The 15,183-nt window shown below is 59.3% G+C and carries 11 protein-coding genes, 1 tRNA gene and 1 pseudogene; 5 read left to right on the top strand and 8 right to left on the bottom strand.

The window, feature by feature from the left end; genetic code table 11:
• Positions 1-256 precede the first annotated feature (256 nt).
• Positions 257-1,174 (top strand): hypothetical protein, encoded by a 918-nt coding sequence (locus tag J4862_RS04835; protein ID WP_211788005.1) that lies wholly within the window; start codon positions 257-259, stop codon positions 1,172-1,174.
• A 355-nt stretch (positions 1,175-1,529) separates the two neighbouring features.
• Entirely contained in the window at positions 1,530-2,057 is a 528-nt protein-coding gene (locus tag J4862_RS04830; RefSeq protein ID WP_211788004.1) for a DNA-binding protein, read from the top strand.
• A 230-nt stretch (positions 2,058-2,287) separates the two neighbouring features.
• On the opposite strand, the pseudogene J4862_RS04825 reads toward J4862_RS04830, so the two are convergent.
• The 8 genes and pseudogenes from J4862_RS04825 to J4862_RS04795 all read right to left on the bottom strand — a co-directional run.
• Positions 2,288-2,800: pseudogene (locus J4862_RS04825) on the bottom strand (phage integrase SAM-like domain-containing protein); the annotation flags it as partial.
• Positions 2,801-2,923: a hypothetical protein gene (locus J4862_RS08870; RefSeq protein ID WP_256438130.1), complete on the bottom strand. Its 123-nt coding sequence runs from the start codon at positions 2,921-2,923 to the stop codon at positions 2,801-2,803.
• A gap of 311 nt (positions 2,924-3,234) precedes the next feature.
• A tRNA-Ser gene (locus J4862_RS04820) sits at positions 3,235-3,319 on the bottom strand.
• 863 nt (positions 3,320-4,182) lie between these two features.
• On the bottom strand, positions 4,183-4,602 hold the full coding sequence (locus J4862_RS04815) for a VOC family protein (protein WP_211788003.1): 420 nt from the start codon (positions 4,600-4,602) through the stop codon (positions 4,183-4,185).
• 114 nt (positions 4,603-4,716) lie between these two features.
• Complete coding sequence (locus tag J4862_RS04810) at positions 4,717-5,658, bottom strand: phosphoribosylaminoimidazolesuccinocarboxamide synthase (protein WP_211788002.1); 942 nt, start codon at positions 5,656-5,658, stop codon at positions 4,717-4,719.
• 54 nt (positions 5,659-5,712) lie between these two features.
• Complete coding sequence (locus J4862_RS04805) at positions 5,713-6,678, bottom strand: PhoH family protein (RefSeq protein ID WP_211788001.1); 966 nt, start codon at positions 6,676-6,678, stop codon at positions 5,713-5,715.
• Entirely contained in the window at positions 6,675-9,335 is a 2,661-nt protein-coding gene (locus tag J4862_RS04800; RefSeq protein WP_211788000.1) for a 4-alpha-glucanotransferase, read from the bottom strand. The genes J4862_RS04805 and J4862_RS04800 overlap by 4 nt, the downstream gene beginning before the upstream one ends.
• 42 nt (positions 9,336-9,377) lie before the next feature.
• A complete protein-coding gene (locus J4862_RS04795; protein WP_249107393.1) occupies positions 9,378-10,859 on the bottom strand; it encodes a DUF3078 domain-containing protein in 1,482 nt (493 codons plus the stop codon).
• Between the two features lie 660 nt (positions 10,860-11,519).
• Here J4862_RS04795 and J4862_RS04790 point away from each other — a divergent pair.
• The 3 genes from J4862_RS04790 to J4862_RS04780 all read left to right on the top strand — a co-directional run bounded on the left by J4862_RS04790 (position 11,520) and on the right by J4862_RS04780 (position 15,183).
• Complete coding sequence (locus J4862_RS04790) at positions 11,520-13,145, top strand: sulfatase (RefSeq protein ID WP_211787998.1); 1,626 nt, start codon at positions 11,520-11,522, stop codon at positions 13,143-13,145.
• Positions 13,146-13,299: 154 nt separating this feature from the next.
• A complete protein-coding gene (locus J4862_RS04785) occupies positions 13,300-13,905 on the top strand; it encodes a riboflavin synthase (RefSeq protein ID WP_211787997.1) in 606 nt (201 codons plus the stop codon).
• 6 nt (positions 13,906-13,911) lie between these two features.
• Positions 13,912-15,183 (top strand): type IX secretion system plug protein domain-containing protein, encoded by a 1,272-nt coding sequence (locus J4862_RS04780; protein ID WP_211787996.1) that lies wholly within the window; start codon positions 13,912-13,914, stop codon positions 15,181-15,183.

The raw sequence follows: 15,183 nt of genomic DNA, 5'->3' as shown, positions 1-15,183 counted from the left end.
GGATAAAAGTCAGCAGCTTTGCAACATTAAGTAAGGAGATAAATCTGGATGTATAGAGTACCCGTCCTTTGCCATTATATTAGATAAGCTCTTGATAGGACTACTTAGGTGGAAGCGTGTGGCGTTTGCCCTATTTAATCTTCCCAGACTTTCAATATATACCCCCATTATAAATGTATCATCCTAAGGGGAGGTTTCTTGTATCTTCTTCTTAACTATAAAGTAGTACCTTTGCGGGGACAAAAAACTGCAACTTATGGCTTTTAGTTTTAATAAGATTTATGTTATCGAGTCTCTGAAAGAAGAGAGCCTCACAGGGACCGAATTGTATAATGATATTATCAAGCGAAGATGTGAGGACTATAATAGGAAGTCTAAAAGTAATAGGAATATTGAATCAGCTCTTGAATCAGTACAATCACGAAAAGATTGGGATCGTATCATCGCACAAATTCAGGAAGAGGTCAAAAAAGACCGTGTAATCCCCATTCTACATTTAGAGCTACATGGAAGTAGAGACCGTAATGGTCTGATATTGGCTAACGGAGCATTAATCCCATGGGGGGATTTTGTGTCAGATATGAGAAGTATAAATATTGGAACTGAGAACAATCTGTTCATAACGATGGGGATCTGTTTTGGCCTAGGTGTAGTGTCGCATACTTTATTTAGAGAACCTGCACCTTTTTGGGGCATAATAGGCTCTTTTGGTATCGTGCAGGCTGAAGATATTTACATAAGATATCAAGAGTTCTATAATGAGTTTTTGGACTCCTTTGATCTCTCGAAGTCTTTGAAGCTGCTTTATATGGCAAATCCAGAGATACCTGAAGTGTATTCATTTGTAAATTCACAAGACCTTTTTGATAAAGTAGCTCAGAAGTATAGAAGTACACAATTGTCTGATGAAGCTATAAGAAGGAGAACGCGTGAGGCTATCCAAAAGAACGAAATCGAAGATAAACGGAAACTCTCTCCTGAAGAAAAAGAAAGCTTGGAATTCGAGCTCTTAAGCAAGCTCAAAAAGGACTCAGAATCAGATCTCAAAAAATATAGAGAGCAATTTTTAATGATAGATCGATTTGACTCGTGTCGGGATCGTTTTCGTAATAGTGGAGAAGAGTCAATCTCCAATATTATTACTTATTTTGAGCGATCTAAATGGCTAAAATAGGTGTGGCTATGTGCCTGTAGAGCTACTTAGACCAGGGATCAAAGTAATTCTTGGTTAGGTGCTACATAGTTCGTTGGAAAAGGCTACCTTTGAGGGTGAAGGGGCTAGACGTATAGCCTTCCTAGGTGAGATGTATACGTATTGCGAGCAAGACGTATACGTTTGGCGGTGAAAACGTATACGTTTCGGGCGTGAAACGTATACGTCTTGGGCACAAAACGTATACGTTTTGGGGCTGGAGGCTTTACCTCTCACGCGGAGAGGCTTTCGGAAGAAGAAAAACACAGCTTACCTTGCCCCCGTATAAAGTCTCCGACGGGCGCAAGGACAACCCGCTGGAGACGCCTTAAAGATTATGAGCAAGAAAAACAAACCCATCGGCTACACCCTTGGCGAACGTAAGGTGGGCGTCGGCCCCAACAAAGGCAAGGTGGTCATCCAAGCCACGCCGTCGGGACGTCATCGCGTGAGCTTCGAGCGCTTCTGCGAGATGGTAGCCCGAGACACGACCCTCAACTACATGGAAGTGCAGAGCGTGCTCAATCTCGCTGCAGATATGGCGCGCGAGGTGGTGGCCAACGGTGACATCGTGGACTTCGGGCGTCTCGGGACGCTTTCGCCTTCGTTCAAGAGCAAGGTCGTGCCGACAGGAACCGAGTTTAACGCCAATGTGCACATCACCGAGCCGCGCGTGAACCTCCGTCCCAATTCTACCTACTTCCGTCTGCGCCCCGACGAAGTCAGCTACGAGCGTATGCTGGCCAAGCCCACAGCGAAGGATAAGGCCAAGAAGCCGAAGGGCGAAGGCGGTGCTTCGGCTAGCCCTGGCGATAGCCCTTCTAGCCCCGGTGCGAGCGGCGGAGGCAGCAACTCTGGCCTCTAAGCTCCGCCCCCAGCCCTAAGTAAGAATGCCCCCCGACCGAATGCCAGCCGCATCGGTCGGGGGGACTTGCCTTTCTGCGCCTGGGCTCTTTTCTCCTTTGCCCGCTTGTAAGGAGAGGCTTTGCCCCTGATGTATGCAGTGGAGCAGATATCTTGGCTCTTGATGCTCAAGTATCCCCTGATGAGAACTCGCTTTCGGGCTTACGTTTCAGCCTTATCAAGCATGGGTAGGTGATCACGAAAAGGATCTTGGAGGAGATAGCCTCGCTTGAGGGCATAGATGGTGACGGTCTTCAAGGTTTTCATCTTCTTGACCGCGGTGTTGTAGGCACATGAGGCCACTGTCGTGAGGTACAGCTCGAAGTCCTGGATGATGGCAGGCGTGAATTCCATCAGCCCAATGTCCTTACGCTTATACCGATGCACTAGGAACTCGAAGAAGTGTCTACGCAAGACGCTGTACTTCTGCAAGCTCTCCTTGCTGATGGTGTGCCCCACGCGCTGACGGATGTCATCGATGAACTTGTCAAAGATAGGGAGAAAGGTGCTGAACTCCTGGATCTGCCCGAGGTAGGCGGATCGAAGCTTGTCCACCGAGATCGTTTGGTCGTCTTGATATTTCTGGTAGAGGGAATGGGGGCTAGCAGAGATGGCATCTAGGTTAGCATTGACAGCGAGGGCTTCGGAGGAGCGTCCCTTCTGCCGGCTGGTTCTGCTATTCCACTGTGCCTTGTCCACGAAGATCTACGTGGAGCCAAGATTGCTCATCGCTCCTCCGAGGAAGATCCGTAGCATGACGGGCGACTTCCCTTCTTTATTCTCGTAGTTGGAGCGTAGGTAGAAGGACACCTTGAACGATTGTCTCATAATGCATCATTCTTTAGTGTAGCGGGTGCTACAAAGTTACTTACTTACACATTGAATGAGAGTACGTTGCTGCCTTCAATTAGCCCTTCATTTAGCCGTCACTGCTACACTAATTGCTACGCTTCGATTTGTGTAGCAGTTTCTGTAGCAGAATTTGACCGATTGATGACGATTAGACCCTAGGGGTAAGCCATCAGGTCTATGGACTGCGTGCAAAGAAAAATCGTTGTAAGACCATGTCCTACAACGATTTACTCTTGTTTTTAAGGCTTCTCTGACGACCATTTTGCAGTCACTTTGATGCCTCTTTGCGGAGAGAGAGGGATTCGAACCCCCGGAGGCTCTCACCTCAACGGTTTTCAAGACCGCCGCAATCGACCACTCTGCCATCTCTCCGATGGAGCACGACCACACGGGCGGTCGTGTCCTCTGTGCTGCAAAGATACGTCAGCTGGGGCAATTACACAAACCCAGCGGAGCTGACATATAATTTAAACATCGCCCCATAAGTGTAACTGTAAGTAAATTGGCAGGACTGACGTATAATGCAGTCCTGCCAATTTACTTCCGCTTGCAGCCTAAGTCTTGGCTTCGCGCAGCTGCCCTCGGAGCTAGGGGGTGCTCCTGTAGCTGTTGCCTCCCAATGCTCGGGGCGCCTAGATCCTGAGGCGCGAGTAGCGCGGCGGGTAGTCCCTATAAAGTGAGTGCGGCTTGTCTCCCGACAAACCGCACTCTTCGTTAACCTTAAATCTAATACCATGAAAAACACACTGTAAAGATACGTCAAAATTATATTCCCGCCAAATATTGCTGCCCTTGCTGCGGCTCATGTCCGCAGCTACGCGCTTTGTGAAGGGTCTGTTTTTCTTGCCTTTAGGGGCAAGCAGGCGAACTGAGGGCGTGCTGGGTGCTCAATTAGACTAAGGCGGCCTGCTGTCCCTAGTGCTTAACCGCCTCTAGCGGAGACGAGGCAAGGGCAAGCCTTCGGCTAAGTCCGAGTATAAGGGGAGGGGGCGTGAGGGATATCGGTCAGCGCGCTGAGGGACGTCCATGACGTGCGTGAGGGATATCGGTCAGGAGGCTGACGGATATCCCTCACGGAGCTGGGACGAGGAGGTCGCTTGGCTGCGACACGGAATTCCCTTTGCTGAGACTTTGTGTGCCCTCTGCTGGGAGGACTTGGATAGGCGCTCCCAGGCTGTGTGTCGGGGAACTTTTAGGATGGGTAGCGGAGGGTCCTAGAGCCCTGAGGGGTGGGGCTAGAGGAGGAGCTTACCCTCGCTGTCGAGCTGCCAGAAGGGATTGTAGGCGACCTCGAAGAGGTAGCCGTCGAGGTCCTTGAAGTAGCCGCTGTAGCCGCCCCAGAAGACCTTTTGGGCGGGCTTGACGATGCTTGCCCCGAGGCGCTCGGCCTTCTTCAGGACGGTATCGACCTCCTCGGGAGAGGTCGCATTGTAGCTGATCGTAAGGCCGGCGAAGTCGCTCGCCTGATGGCGGAGCGTCGTGTCGGCCTCCAGTGCGTGGAGCGGATAGAGCCCGAGGACAATGCCTCCGAGGGGGAAGAGGGCGTAGTGCTCCTGGCTGGCTGCGGACTTCTTCCAGCCGAGGCCTTCGTAGAAGGCTAGGGCTCGGGCGAAGTCGCGTACGCCTAGGGTGATGAGGGTGAGTCTTTGGCGCATAGTCGTGTTCGTGGGGCAGATTGTCGAGATCAAAGAGCAAGCTCCACGCTCAGCCCGCCTCTAAGAATAGAAGGGGCTAGGCGTGGAGCTTGGCTGTCTTATCGGGGAGGGGGCTTACTTGAGCGCTGCTAGCACGTTGCGCTCGATGCGTGCGGCCAGCTGCGTCGTATCCTCCTTGACGAAGGGACGGCCCGTGACCAGTTCGTAGAGCTCGATGTAGCGCTCGCTCACGCTCTGACAGTACTCGGGCGTCATCTCGGGGATGACTTCGCCCTCACGCCCCTGGAAGCCCTGGGCGATGAGCCACTGACGGACGAACTCCTTGGAGAGCTGCTTCTGCTCCTCGCCGCGGGCGAAGCGCTCTTCGTAGCCCTCAGCGTAGAAGTAGCGCGAGGAGTCGGGCGTGTGGATCTCGTCGATGAGGTAGATCTTGCCGTCCTTCTTGCCGAACTCATACTTCGTATCTACGAGGATCAGGCCACGCTCGCGTGCCATCTCTTGCCCGCGGCGGAAGAGCGCGTAGGTGTAGGCCTCGAGCTGCTTGTAGTCCTCCTCGCTGACGAGCCCCGTACGGATGATCTCCTCGCGGGAGATATTCTCGTCGTGGCCCTCGTCCTCCTTGGTCGTGGGGGTGATGATGGGCTCGGGGAAGGCTTCGTTCTCACGCATACCCTCGGGCAGCTGGATGCCACAGAGCGTGCGCTCGCCTGCCTTGTAGGCGCGCCAGGCTGATCCCGTGAGGTAGCCACGGATCACCATCTCGACGCGGAAGGGCTCGCAGCGGTGCCCGAGCGAGACCATGGGGTCGGGCGTAGAGAGGAGCCAGTTGGGGACGATGTCCTTGGTAGCCTTGAGGAAGTAGGTCGCGATCTGATTGAGCACCTGCCCCTTGTAGGGGATGCCCTTGGGGAGGACGACGTCGAAGGCGGAGATGCGGTCGGTGGCAATCATGGCGATGCGCTCCCCGTCGAGGAAGTACACGTCACGCACCTTGCCGTGGTAGACCTTGTCCTGGCCTGGGAAGTGGAAGTCTGTACGTACGAGTGTCTGTGCCATAAGAGATGTGTGTATATGAATGCGGTGATAGGTGAATGTCTAGCTGGGAGCCGTCTAGAACTGCTCGGCCTCGCGCTCGCGCTCGTCGTAGCGCTCTACGATGGCCGAGACGAGGGGATGGCGCACGATGTCCTGCTTGCCGAAGTGGACGAAGCCGATGCCGCGTATGCCCTCGAGCTTGTCTAGGGCGTCGCGAAGTCCCGAGGGGACGCCGCGCGGGAGGTCAACCTGGGTGAAGTCGCCCGTGATGACCATCTTGGAGTTCATCCCGAGGCGGGTGAGGAACATCTTCATCTGCTGCGGGGTGGTGTTCTGCGCCTCGTCGAGGATGACGACGGCGTCGCTGAGGGTACGTCCGCGCATGAAGGCAAGGGGCGCGATCTGTATGACGCCCGTATCCATCAGATCCTTGAGCTTGGGCGCTGGGATCAGTTCGCCGAGGGCGTCGTAGAGCGGCTGGAGGTAGGGATCGAGCTTATCCTTCATTTCCCCAGGGAGGAAGCCGAGCTTCTCCCCAGCCTCTACGGCAGGGCGCGAGAGGATAATGCGGCGCACCTGCTTAGCCTTGAGTGCCTTTACTGCCAGGCAGATGGCGATGAAGGTCTTCCCCGAGCCTGCCGCCCCTGTGGCGAAGCAGAGGTCACAGCTGCCGAAGTCCGAGACGAGGCGCTGCTGCGCCCTGCCGCGGGCCTGTATGGCCTTGCCATGGATGCCGTAGATGATGACGTCGCTGGCGCTGGGCTGCCCGCCGCCCTCCTGCCCACTACGTAGGCGGCGTACGGTCTCGATGATCTGTGCCTCGGTGAGCTGGTTGTACTCGCTGCAGAGCTGCTCTAGGGCGCTGAGCACATGCATGAGCTCCTCGACGGCCTGGTCTTCGCCGAGGATCTTCAGCACGTTCTGGTGCAGGCGTAGCTTCGTCTTAGGGAAGAGGTTGGAGAGGGTGATGAGGTTCGCCCTATTCGTGCCAACGAAGGTGTCGATGTCGGCCTCGGCTAAGGCGTATATGCGCTCCATCATAGCGTGGGGATACGTGATGCTGAGTGGATGATGTGACGGATGTAGCTGCACCAGTCAGGCTGCTGGGAGACCAGCTCGCTGAGGGCGATGGGGAAGCGGTAGCGCCAGTACTGGTGAGGGTCCTCGGGGTGATTGATCTGCTCCTCCTCGGGGCGCTGGAGCCAGAGACGCTCGTCGGTGGCCGTCCAGTCGGCTAGCGGCAGGAGGGCGAGCTGGGCGGGGGAGGCGAGGTGTGCCTCGACGATGGCGCGGTAGATGCCTGCCTCATCGAGCTCGGCTAGCTCTAGGGGACTGAGCCCGAGCTCCTCCTGGAGATAGGCTGTCTGGCGGTCTGCGCCGAGGCTATGCCACCAGGCGCGCAGGGGCGGCATGTCGTGGGTGGAGGTCGTTGCGACCGAGTGGCAGGGGAAGTGCGCGGGGGATATCCAGCCCGAGGCGGTAAGGACCTTGGGCATGCGCTCCAGTTCGAGGGAGGCGATCTGCAGCTCCTGGAGGACGGCGGGCACCGTGGCGGGGATCATCCCGAGGTCCTCGGCGCAGAGCAGCATGTCGGTATGTCGGATGAGCCCCGAGAGGCGCTCCAGGGCCGTGTGCTGGAAGAGCGCGTTGTGCCTCTGATAGTAGTACTCGTGGCTGAGGCTAGCCCAGGCAGCCTGCAGCTCGGGGCTCCAGTGCTGCCAGAGGCGGCTGCGCTCCCAGCTGATACGTGGGTGGTAGTGCCCTGGACGGTAGGGGTCGGCGATGAGCGCCGTCTCGGTGCAGAGCGGTAGAAGTAGCTCCAGCCCTTCCTCGTCAAAGGCCTGCTGCTCACCGCTGGAGAGGGTGTAGTATTCGCTGAGGCTTGTGGGTAGGAGCTTCCCCGAGGAGAGGAAGTGCTGCAGCCGCTCTCCTCCGAGCGCCTTCTCAAGGTCGCTGCGATGTAGAAGCGGCGCTGTGAGCAGCTCGATGGGATAGGGCGTCGGCAGGAGCCCACGCCACTCCTCGAGGCTGTAGGGCAGAGCAGGGTGGAAGTGCCCGAGCAAGCCCGAGCGCTGCGAGCGCGGGATCTCCCAGATGCGGAAGAAGCCCAGTACGTGGTCGATGCGGAAGGCGTGGAAATACTGCTCCAGCCCCTCGAGGCGCTGCTGCCACCAGCGGTAGCCGTCGCGCTGCATACGCTCCCAGTCGTAGGTGGGGAAGCCCCAGTTCTGCCCGTCGGCGGCGAAGTCGTCGGGCGGAGCGCCTGCCGACTCCTCGAGGTGGAAGTATTCGGGCGCTAGCCATACGTCCAGCCCGTGGGGAGCGACGCCTATGGGGAGGTCTCCCTTGAGGAAGACGCCGCGCTCCTCGGCATGCTGCCGCACGGTACGGAGCTGCTCGTCCAGCAGGTACTGCAGCCACTTGTAGTAATCGAGCTCCGCTTGCTCGGTGCTGAGGGCAGAGTGTAGCCGCTCGGCATCGTAGCGCTCATAGCCCGTCCAGGCGCTGGGCGGCAGCCCCGGGTGTCGGTCGCGCAAGAGGCTGTAGTAGCTGTAGGCCTCCAGCCAACGGGCGCTGCGCCGAGCGAAGTCCTGATAGCTAGGGCTGGTAAGGTCGGCCGCTGCACGCTCGGCGAAGAGGGCTCGGAGGTAGCGCTCCTTGAGCTGCAGCACGGCGGGGTAGTCCAGCGCGGGGAGGGCACGTAGGCGGGTGGCCTCTTCACGGAGCTCTGACTCTAGGGCGCTATCCGCTAGGCGGGGAAGGCGCTCGATGCTGAGGTAGATGGGGTGCAGCGCGTCGACGGAGATAGCATTGTAGGGGTAGGAGTCGCGTGCGTCGCGGTAGAAGGTGGTGTCATTCATCGGCAGCAGCTGCAGCGCGTGCATATCCAGCTCGGCCACCGCATCTATCGCTTCGTGCAGCGCCTGCATATCGCCCACGCCCCAGTCACTGGGGCTGCGGAGCGAGAAGAGGGGGACGACGCAGCCCGCCAGCCGAGGGGCCTCGAGGGGGATGCGTAGCAGCCCGTCCTCGAGGTAGAGGGGCTTGGCTGCGGTGAGGTCGGCGAGCGGGAGCTGTCGGTCGGGGCCCTCCTCCCAGAGCGGAGCGTCGAGCGCGGAGCGCAGAAGGTACTTGTAGGCAGAGGGCGCGCCCGCCTCGGAGGTGATGAGGCTCGGGTCAAGGCTAAGGCCCCAACGTCCCTTGCCGAGGTACTGGAGGGGGAGGGCAGCCTCGGGCTGCCAGCCTCCGAGAGCTGCGGCACTACCTGCGAGGCAGAGCTCGGTCGTGGGGGCGAGGGCAGGAGCCTCGACGACGAAGGTCACAAGCGGACGGTCGGCCTCGGCTGAGACTAAGGGGCTAGGGGCGGGCTCGGAGGCCAGCACGCGGATGGCACGGCTGTAGCGCATTCGCTCGCTGGGGCGGTCACGCCAGCAGCTGCGTAGGCAGAGCTTGCTGCCCTCTTTCCCCTCGAGCTCCAGCAGATGGTCCTCGGCCTCACGGCGCAGGACCTCACCCTCGGAGCCGAGCAGTACGAAGTGATAGCGCAGGCTGGTGCTCGCGAGCTCGAGCACCAGCTGCCAGAGGCGCCCGTCCGTAGTGTGTAGCGGGTGGAGTGACTGGCCTTGTGCGGTCTCGAGCTGTAGGGCTAGGGATTCGCCCCAGCGGGTGTAGTAGTCTAGGGTAAGGCTAAGCGTCATGGGAGCTATCCGTGCTGCGGAGGGCGTGAGGGGATGAGGGGATCAGAGGCGGTAGTTGAAGCCGAAGCTCAAGAGCTCGTTGTACTGCAGGTAGCGATGCCAGCCAGGGTAGGGGCGTACGGCATCGTCGTAGCGTAGGTTGAGGTTGAAGCGCGTGGAGAAGTAGCGGGTGAGCGCCATGTCCAGCGTGTTCTCCCACTCGGCCTCTACATTCTTATAGGAGGTGTTGAAGTAGAGGCGGGAGGTCCAGGTGAGGTTCATATTGACCTTCCACTGCCAGGTAGAGTGCACGGTCGAGCCGATACGTTGGTACCAGGGCTCCTCAGGCGAGAGGCCGTGACGTGCTAGCTCGATATCCTGGCGGCGCGTACCGCGGTAGGTGTAGGAGATGGGGGCGACGTTGATGGCGAAGTTGAAGGCACGGCCGTAGACCTTCTGGGACTTCATCGAATAGTCGTACTTCATCCCCAGCCCGACATTGATGGTGAAGGGGGCGAGGAAGTCCGACTGCACGCTCTCTCTATTCTCTCGGTGGGACTGCAGGAGCTGCGTGCGTAGCTCTGCGTCTAGGGTGTAGTAGACCTTGTTCCACGCGCGCAGGCCGTAGTTGCTACGTAGGCGCAGTAGGTCATCGGCGATGCGGTAGCGGTGCACGCTGTCCTTCTCGGCGTTGTAGATGCTTAGCTTGCTCTCCAGCTCATTGTTCCACAGCACGCGCTCGGTGATGTAGCGTAGGGAGAAGTAGTTGCGCATGTAGACGTTGAGGTTGGATGCACCGCCCTTGTACCAGTTCTCCGAGACTTGGTTCTGCGAGAACTGGATGCTGCTCTCCAGCCCAGGGAGCCAGTGGCGCTCCTGCAGGTCGCCGTAGTTGCGCTGCTGGGGGAGGTCGATCTTCTTCAGCTTGCTCTCCTTGGTGTAGCTCTCTAGGAGGCGCTCAGAGGTCGAGTCGCTCGGGCGTGCTAGGGCAAGGGTGGAGGCGGGGCTGCTACTGGCGAAGTACTCGGGGTGGCGTAGCTCCAGCTGACGGAGATAGTCACGGCGTAGGGCGAGGCCAAGGCCGTAGCCTGGGCTGAGCTGGGGGCTCGTGAGGTCGAAGGGGCTGGGGGAGCCCGTGAGGCGCGTCAGCTGCTCCTCTGTGGGGGCGAGGATGCTGAGGGCTGCAGACGGCTGGGGCTGGGAGCTGAGGCCCAGGGGCGTACGGCTCACCGAGGCCCAGGGGCGGGGGAGCAGCAGCTGCGCCACTAGGGGCGAATAATAGTTCGTCGGGGGCAAGCCTCCCTGACGGTAGTAGCTCAAGAGGAGCTGACCTAGGCTGGGGGCAGCTTGTAGACGCTGCTCCAGCTCGGGGCTAAGGCTCGTGCGGGGGGTGAAGTAGCTCGGGTCGTCCTGGGTGAGGAGGCTGTCCAGCACATGGACGTTGAGGCCTTGTCCGCGGCTCGGGGACTCGCCATTTTGGGCTGCTAGAGGGGTGAAGGCGACTAGCGCAAGGAGGGCACCGACGGGGTACGATCTTCTAATCATGATCATTGAGGACTCCAGAATACACATCTGCTGGGCGCAAAGATACGCAAATCTATGCGCTCAGCCTGTAGTGGAGCTGCCTGCTCGCGCGGCGCTCGCTGGGCGCTTCGTCTAGGCAGAAGGGTGCTCTCCCTAGTGAGTGGGCGAGCTCCTCCCTATGGGGGTGCAAGATTTCTTATATAATATCTCGGCAATTCTTATATAATATCCTGCTGATTCTTATATAATATTCGGCGAGATGTTATATAACATTTGGTGGAATATAATATTACTTTTCTCCCTCCCCCTAGGCTGTCAGCTTCGTCCCCCTAGGGTCTGAGCTCTGTCCCTTGAGGCGCTTGGCTTTGTCGCTCCACGGCTTCGGCTTCATTACCCCTGGCACCTGACCGTGCACAGGACGGGATGCCCCTAGGCCTAGCCTAAGGAGAGGGGCTTCGCTCGTGTGTATAGGGGGAGGCTTGGGAGTCGGCGATCCAGCGGCGTGACCTGGGGCGTGAGGGACTTTGAAGGGTGATCGAGGTCAGCTGAGCTACAGGGGCTGAGGGCGCAGCTCCTTCCTCGCGGCAGAGCTTCGCCTATCAGCCAATTATCCTTACCTTTGTCTCGGAGGTCGCGCCTCCGTACCTAACTTTATAAGCACCCACCAGAAAAGACTACTACATGGACAGTCGGAAGATCCTCTGCGTAGCGGGCACCCTCGCCGCCGTAGGAGGAGTAGCTCAGGCGCAGCACCCTGCAGCCAAGGCCGCACCAGCCACACGCCCCCTCAACATCGTCTACATCATGTCGGACGACCACGCCTATCAGATGATCAGCGCCTACGACAAGCGCTACATCTCCACTCCTAATATAGACGCGATCGCGCGTGAGGGCGTGCGCTTCACCGAGAGCTTCGTGGCAAACTCCATCTCGGGGCCCAGCCGTGCCTGCATGCTCACGGGGAAGCACAGCCACATGAATGGCAAGATCAACAACGAGACCTCGCACCAGTTCGACCAGAGCCAGCAGACCCTGCCCAAGCTGCTGCGTGCCGGTGGCTACCAGACGGCGATGATAGGCAAGATCCACCTCGACGGCATCCCTCAGGGCTTCGACCACTGGGCGATCCTCCCAGGGCAGGGCGACTACTACAACCCCTACTTCATCGTGCCTAAGGGCATGCACCTCAATAAGGGCTACAGCCTCCCAGACGGACAGGATGCCAAGGAGACGGAGCGCGTACGCTATCATGGCTACGTCACCAATATCATCACCGACATGAGCCTCGACTGGCTGGAGCAGCGCGACAAGACGAAGCCCTTCGCCCTCTTCATCCATCACAAGGCGGCTCACCGCTGCTGGATGGCTGATACCGTCGACCTCAATGCCTATGAGGATAGGACCTTCCCCACGCCCGAGACCTTCGATGACGACTACGCGGGGCGTCCTGCCGCAGCGGCGCAGCAGATGAATATCCTCAAGGACATGGATATCACCTATGACCTGAAGATGCGTACCAACCCCAAGCCCTCGGGCCTCGGACGCTACTACATCAGGGACATCTACGGCGATCTCCAGTCGGATGTCAAGGCGAAGTTCGATAGCCTCTACGAGCCTATGTCCCGTGCCTTCTTCGCCAACCCACCGCAGGGGCGCGAGCTGGCGGTATGGAAGTACAACCGCTACATGCGTGACTACGCCAAGGTCATCAATTCGCTTGACCGCAACATCGGCCGTGTCCTGCAGTACCTCAAGGAGCATGATCTCCTCGAGAACACGCTCATCGTCTACACCTCCGACCAGGGCTTCTACATGGGCGAGCACGGGTGGTTCGACAAGCGCTTCATGTACGAGGAGTCGCTGCGCACTCCGCTGGTGATGCGTCTACCTAAGGGCTACGACAAGCGCGGAGACGTGACGACGATGGTGCAGAACATCGACTACGCGCCTACCTTCCTCGATATGGCTGGCCTGCCTATCCCTGAGGACATCCAGGGGACCTCGCTGCGCAAGCTGCTCCTGAAGAATGGCAAGGAGCCCGACCTCGGACGTAAGGCGCTCTACTACCACTTCTACGAGTACCCTGGGGAGCATGCCGTACGCCGCCACTACGGGATCCGCAACACGCGCTACAAGCTCATGCACTTCTACGGCGACATCGACAAGTGGGAGCTCTACGACCTGAAGAAAGACCCCAACGAGCTGCACAACGTCTTCGACGATCCCTCCTACGCCAAGGTGCGCAAGCAGCTAGAGCGTGACCTCGAGGAGCTGCGCGTGTACTACAAGGCCGAGAACGCCAAGTAGCCGCCCCCTTCGTCGCCCCCGCGGCATCCCCACCATAGGGGCACGCCCTCGTGGGCGCTATAGTGCCTAATGTACTACCTTTGTATAGCCCAGCCTCGAGAGCCTCGGTCGGCTCCATGGAGGCGGGCTATACATCTTTATATAGACTCAGCATATGTTTTCAGGTATTGTAGAGGCCTGCGGCGAAGTCGTCGGGCTAGTACGTGAGGGAGAGAACCTCCATCTGACCATCGCTTGTCCCTTCGCCAGCGAGCTCAAGATCGATCAGAGCGTGGCGCATAATGGCGTCTGCCTCACTGTCGTCGCGCTTGACGAAGGGCGCTATACCGTCACGGCCATTCAGGAGACCCTCGACCGCTCCAACCTCGGGAGCCTCCAGCTCGGCGACCATGTCAACCTCGAGCGCAGCATGCAGCTCGGTGGTCGCCTCGATGGGCACATCGTGCAGGGGCACGTGGATATGAAGGCGCGCTGTGTCTCCGTCACGGAGGCTGATGGTAGCTGGCTCTACCGCTTCGAGCACGCCACCGATGCAGCGCTCGCTCGCAAGGGCTACATGACGGTGGAGAAGGGCTCCATCACGGTCAATGGGGTGAGCCTCACGGTCTGTGACTCGGAGAAGACCTCCTTCGGCGTGGCCATCATCCCCTATACGCATGAGCATACCAACTTCAAGTACATCCAGCCGGGGACGGAGGTCAATCTAGAGTTCGACATCGTAGGCAAGTACCTCTGCAAGATGCAGGAGTACGCAGGCTAGCGGCGGATGATCTCCTTCGGGACGCTACGGAGTGTGCTCCTCGGGCTGCTGCTCCTCTCTCCCTCGCTCCTCTCGGCTGGGGTGCCCCCTGAGGCTCCCGCTTGGGCTGCCCCCGAGGTGGGGGCGGTGACCTGCGGGCTCGAGGGGCAGCCGCCACACAGTTCTCCTCAGCTCTGCCTGCTGCGGCTAGGCTCGAGCGAGATGCTGCAGCTCTCCTTTGACCTCCTCGGGGGGCAGGGGGCGCCGCTGCTGAGCTATCGCCTTCGCCTCTGTGAGCCCGACTGGAGGGCGTCGGAGCTATACGCCTCCGAGTACCTCAGCGGGGCGGACAGCGATCAGCTGCCCCCGCCACGCCCTAGTGTCGGTACGCTGCAGCCCTATCAGCACTACGAGCTCGCCCTCGGGGCGGAGCTCTTCCGCCGCTCGGGCAACTATCTCCTTGAGATCCTCGATGAGTCGGGGGAACGTAGCCTGCTGCGCGTGCCTCTCTCGGTCTATGAGCAGCACCTGCGGCTGGAGGGGCGTGTGACGCCCGATGCCTGGGGGGAGCTGCGCGGAGGCCTGCAGCAGGTCGAGGTCGAGCTGCGAGGGCTCGGTCTAGCGGATCGAGCGGCGCTGGGGAAGGGCCTCCAGCTCTTTGTCATCCAGGACGGCCGCTGGGAGACAGCCCAGCGTCTTGGTCCGCCCTCTGACGAGGGAGCAGACGGGCTGAGCTATCGAGGGAGTGCCGCGGCACGCTTCGCCGCTGGGAGTGGCTACTACCGCGTAGAGCATCGCTCGGATCGCGGGCCTTTCCAGGGGGTAGCTGCTAGCTACCGCTCTGCCTCGGGGCTGCTAGGTCTAGAGCTTCATCCCCGTCAACCGCGCGGGGGGCAGCCCTTCAGCTATGAGGAGCAGCGGCAGGGGCTGCAGCTACTCTCCACGCTCCGAGGGGATCTTGCCACCGAGGGGGACTACCACGAGCTCCGCTTCCGCCTTCAGTGTCCCGAGCCGCTAGCGGGACAGGTCTACCTCGAGGGAGAGGCCTTCCGCTACATGCCGCTGGAGCGCCGTGAGCTGCGCTATGATGCGGCTACACGCAGCTACCAGCTAGCCCTTCCTCTGAAGCAAGGTTATCAGGAGTATCAGTTCGTCTACCGCCCCGAGGGCAGTGATCGGCTCGAGACGGCGACCTTGATGGGCGACCACTATCAGACGGAGCACCACTATACGGTGCTGGCCTATGCCCGCTCCCACACCGACCGTACGCCGCGCCTCTGGGCGGTGCTGCAGCTCTGA

The organism is Porphyromonas sp. oral taxon 275, from assembly GCF_018127745.1.
GTDB lineage: Bacteria > Bacteroidota > Bacteroidia > Bacteroidales > Porphyromonadaceae > Porphyromonas.
Note: the sequence above shows the minus strand (reverse complement) of the source record. Positions and strands in the feature narration are given on the sequence as shown.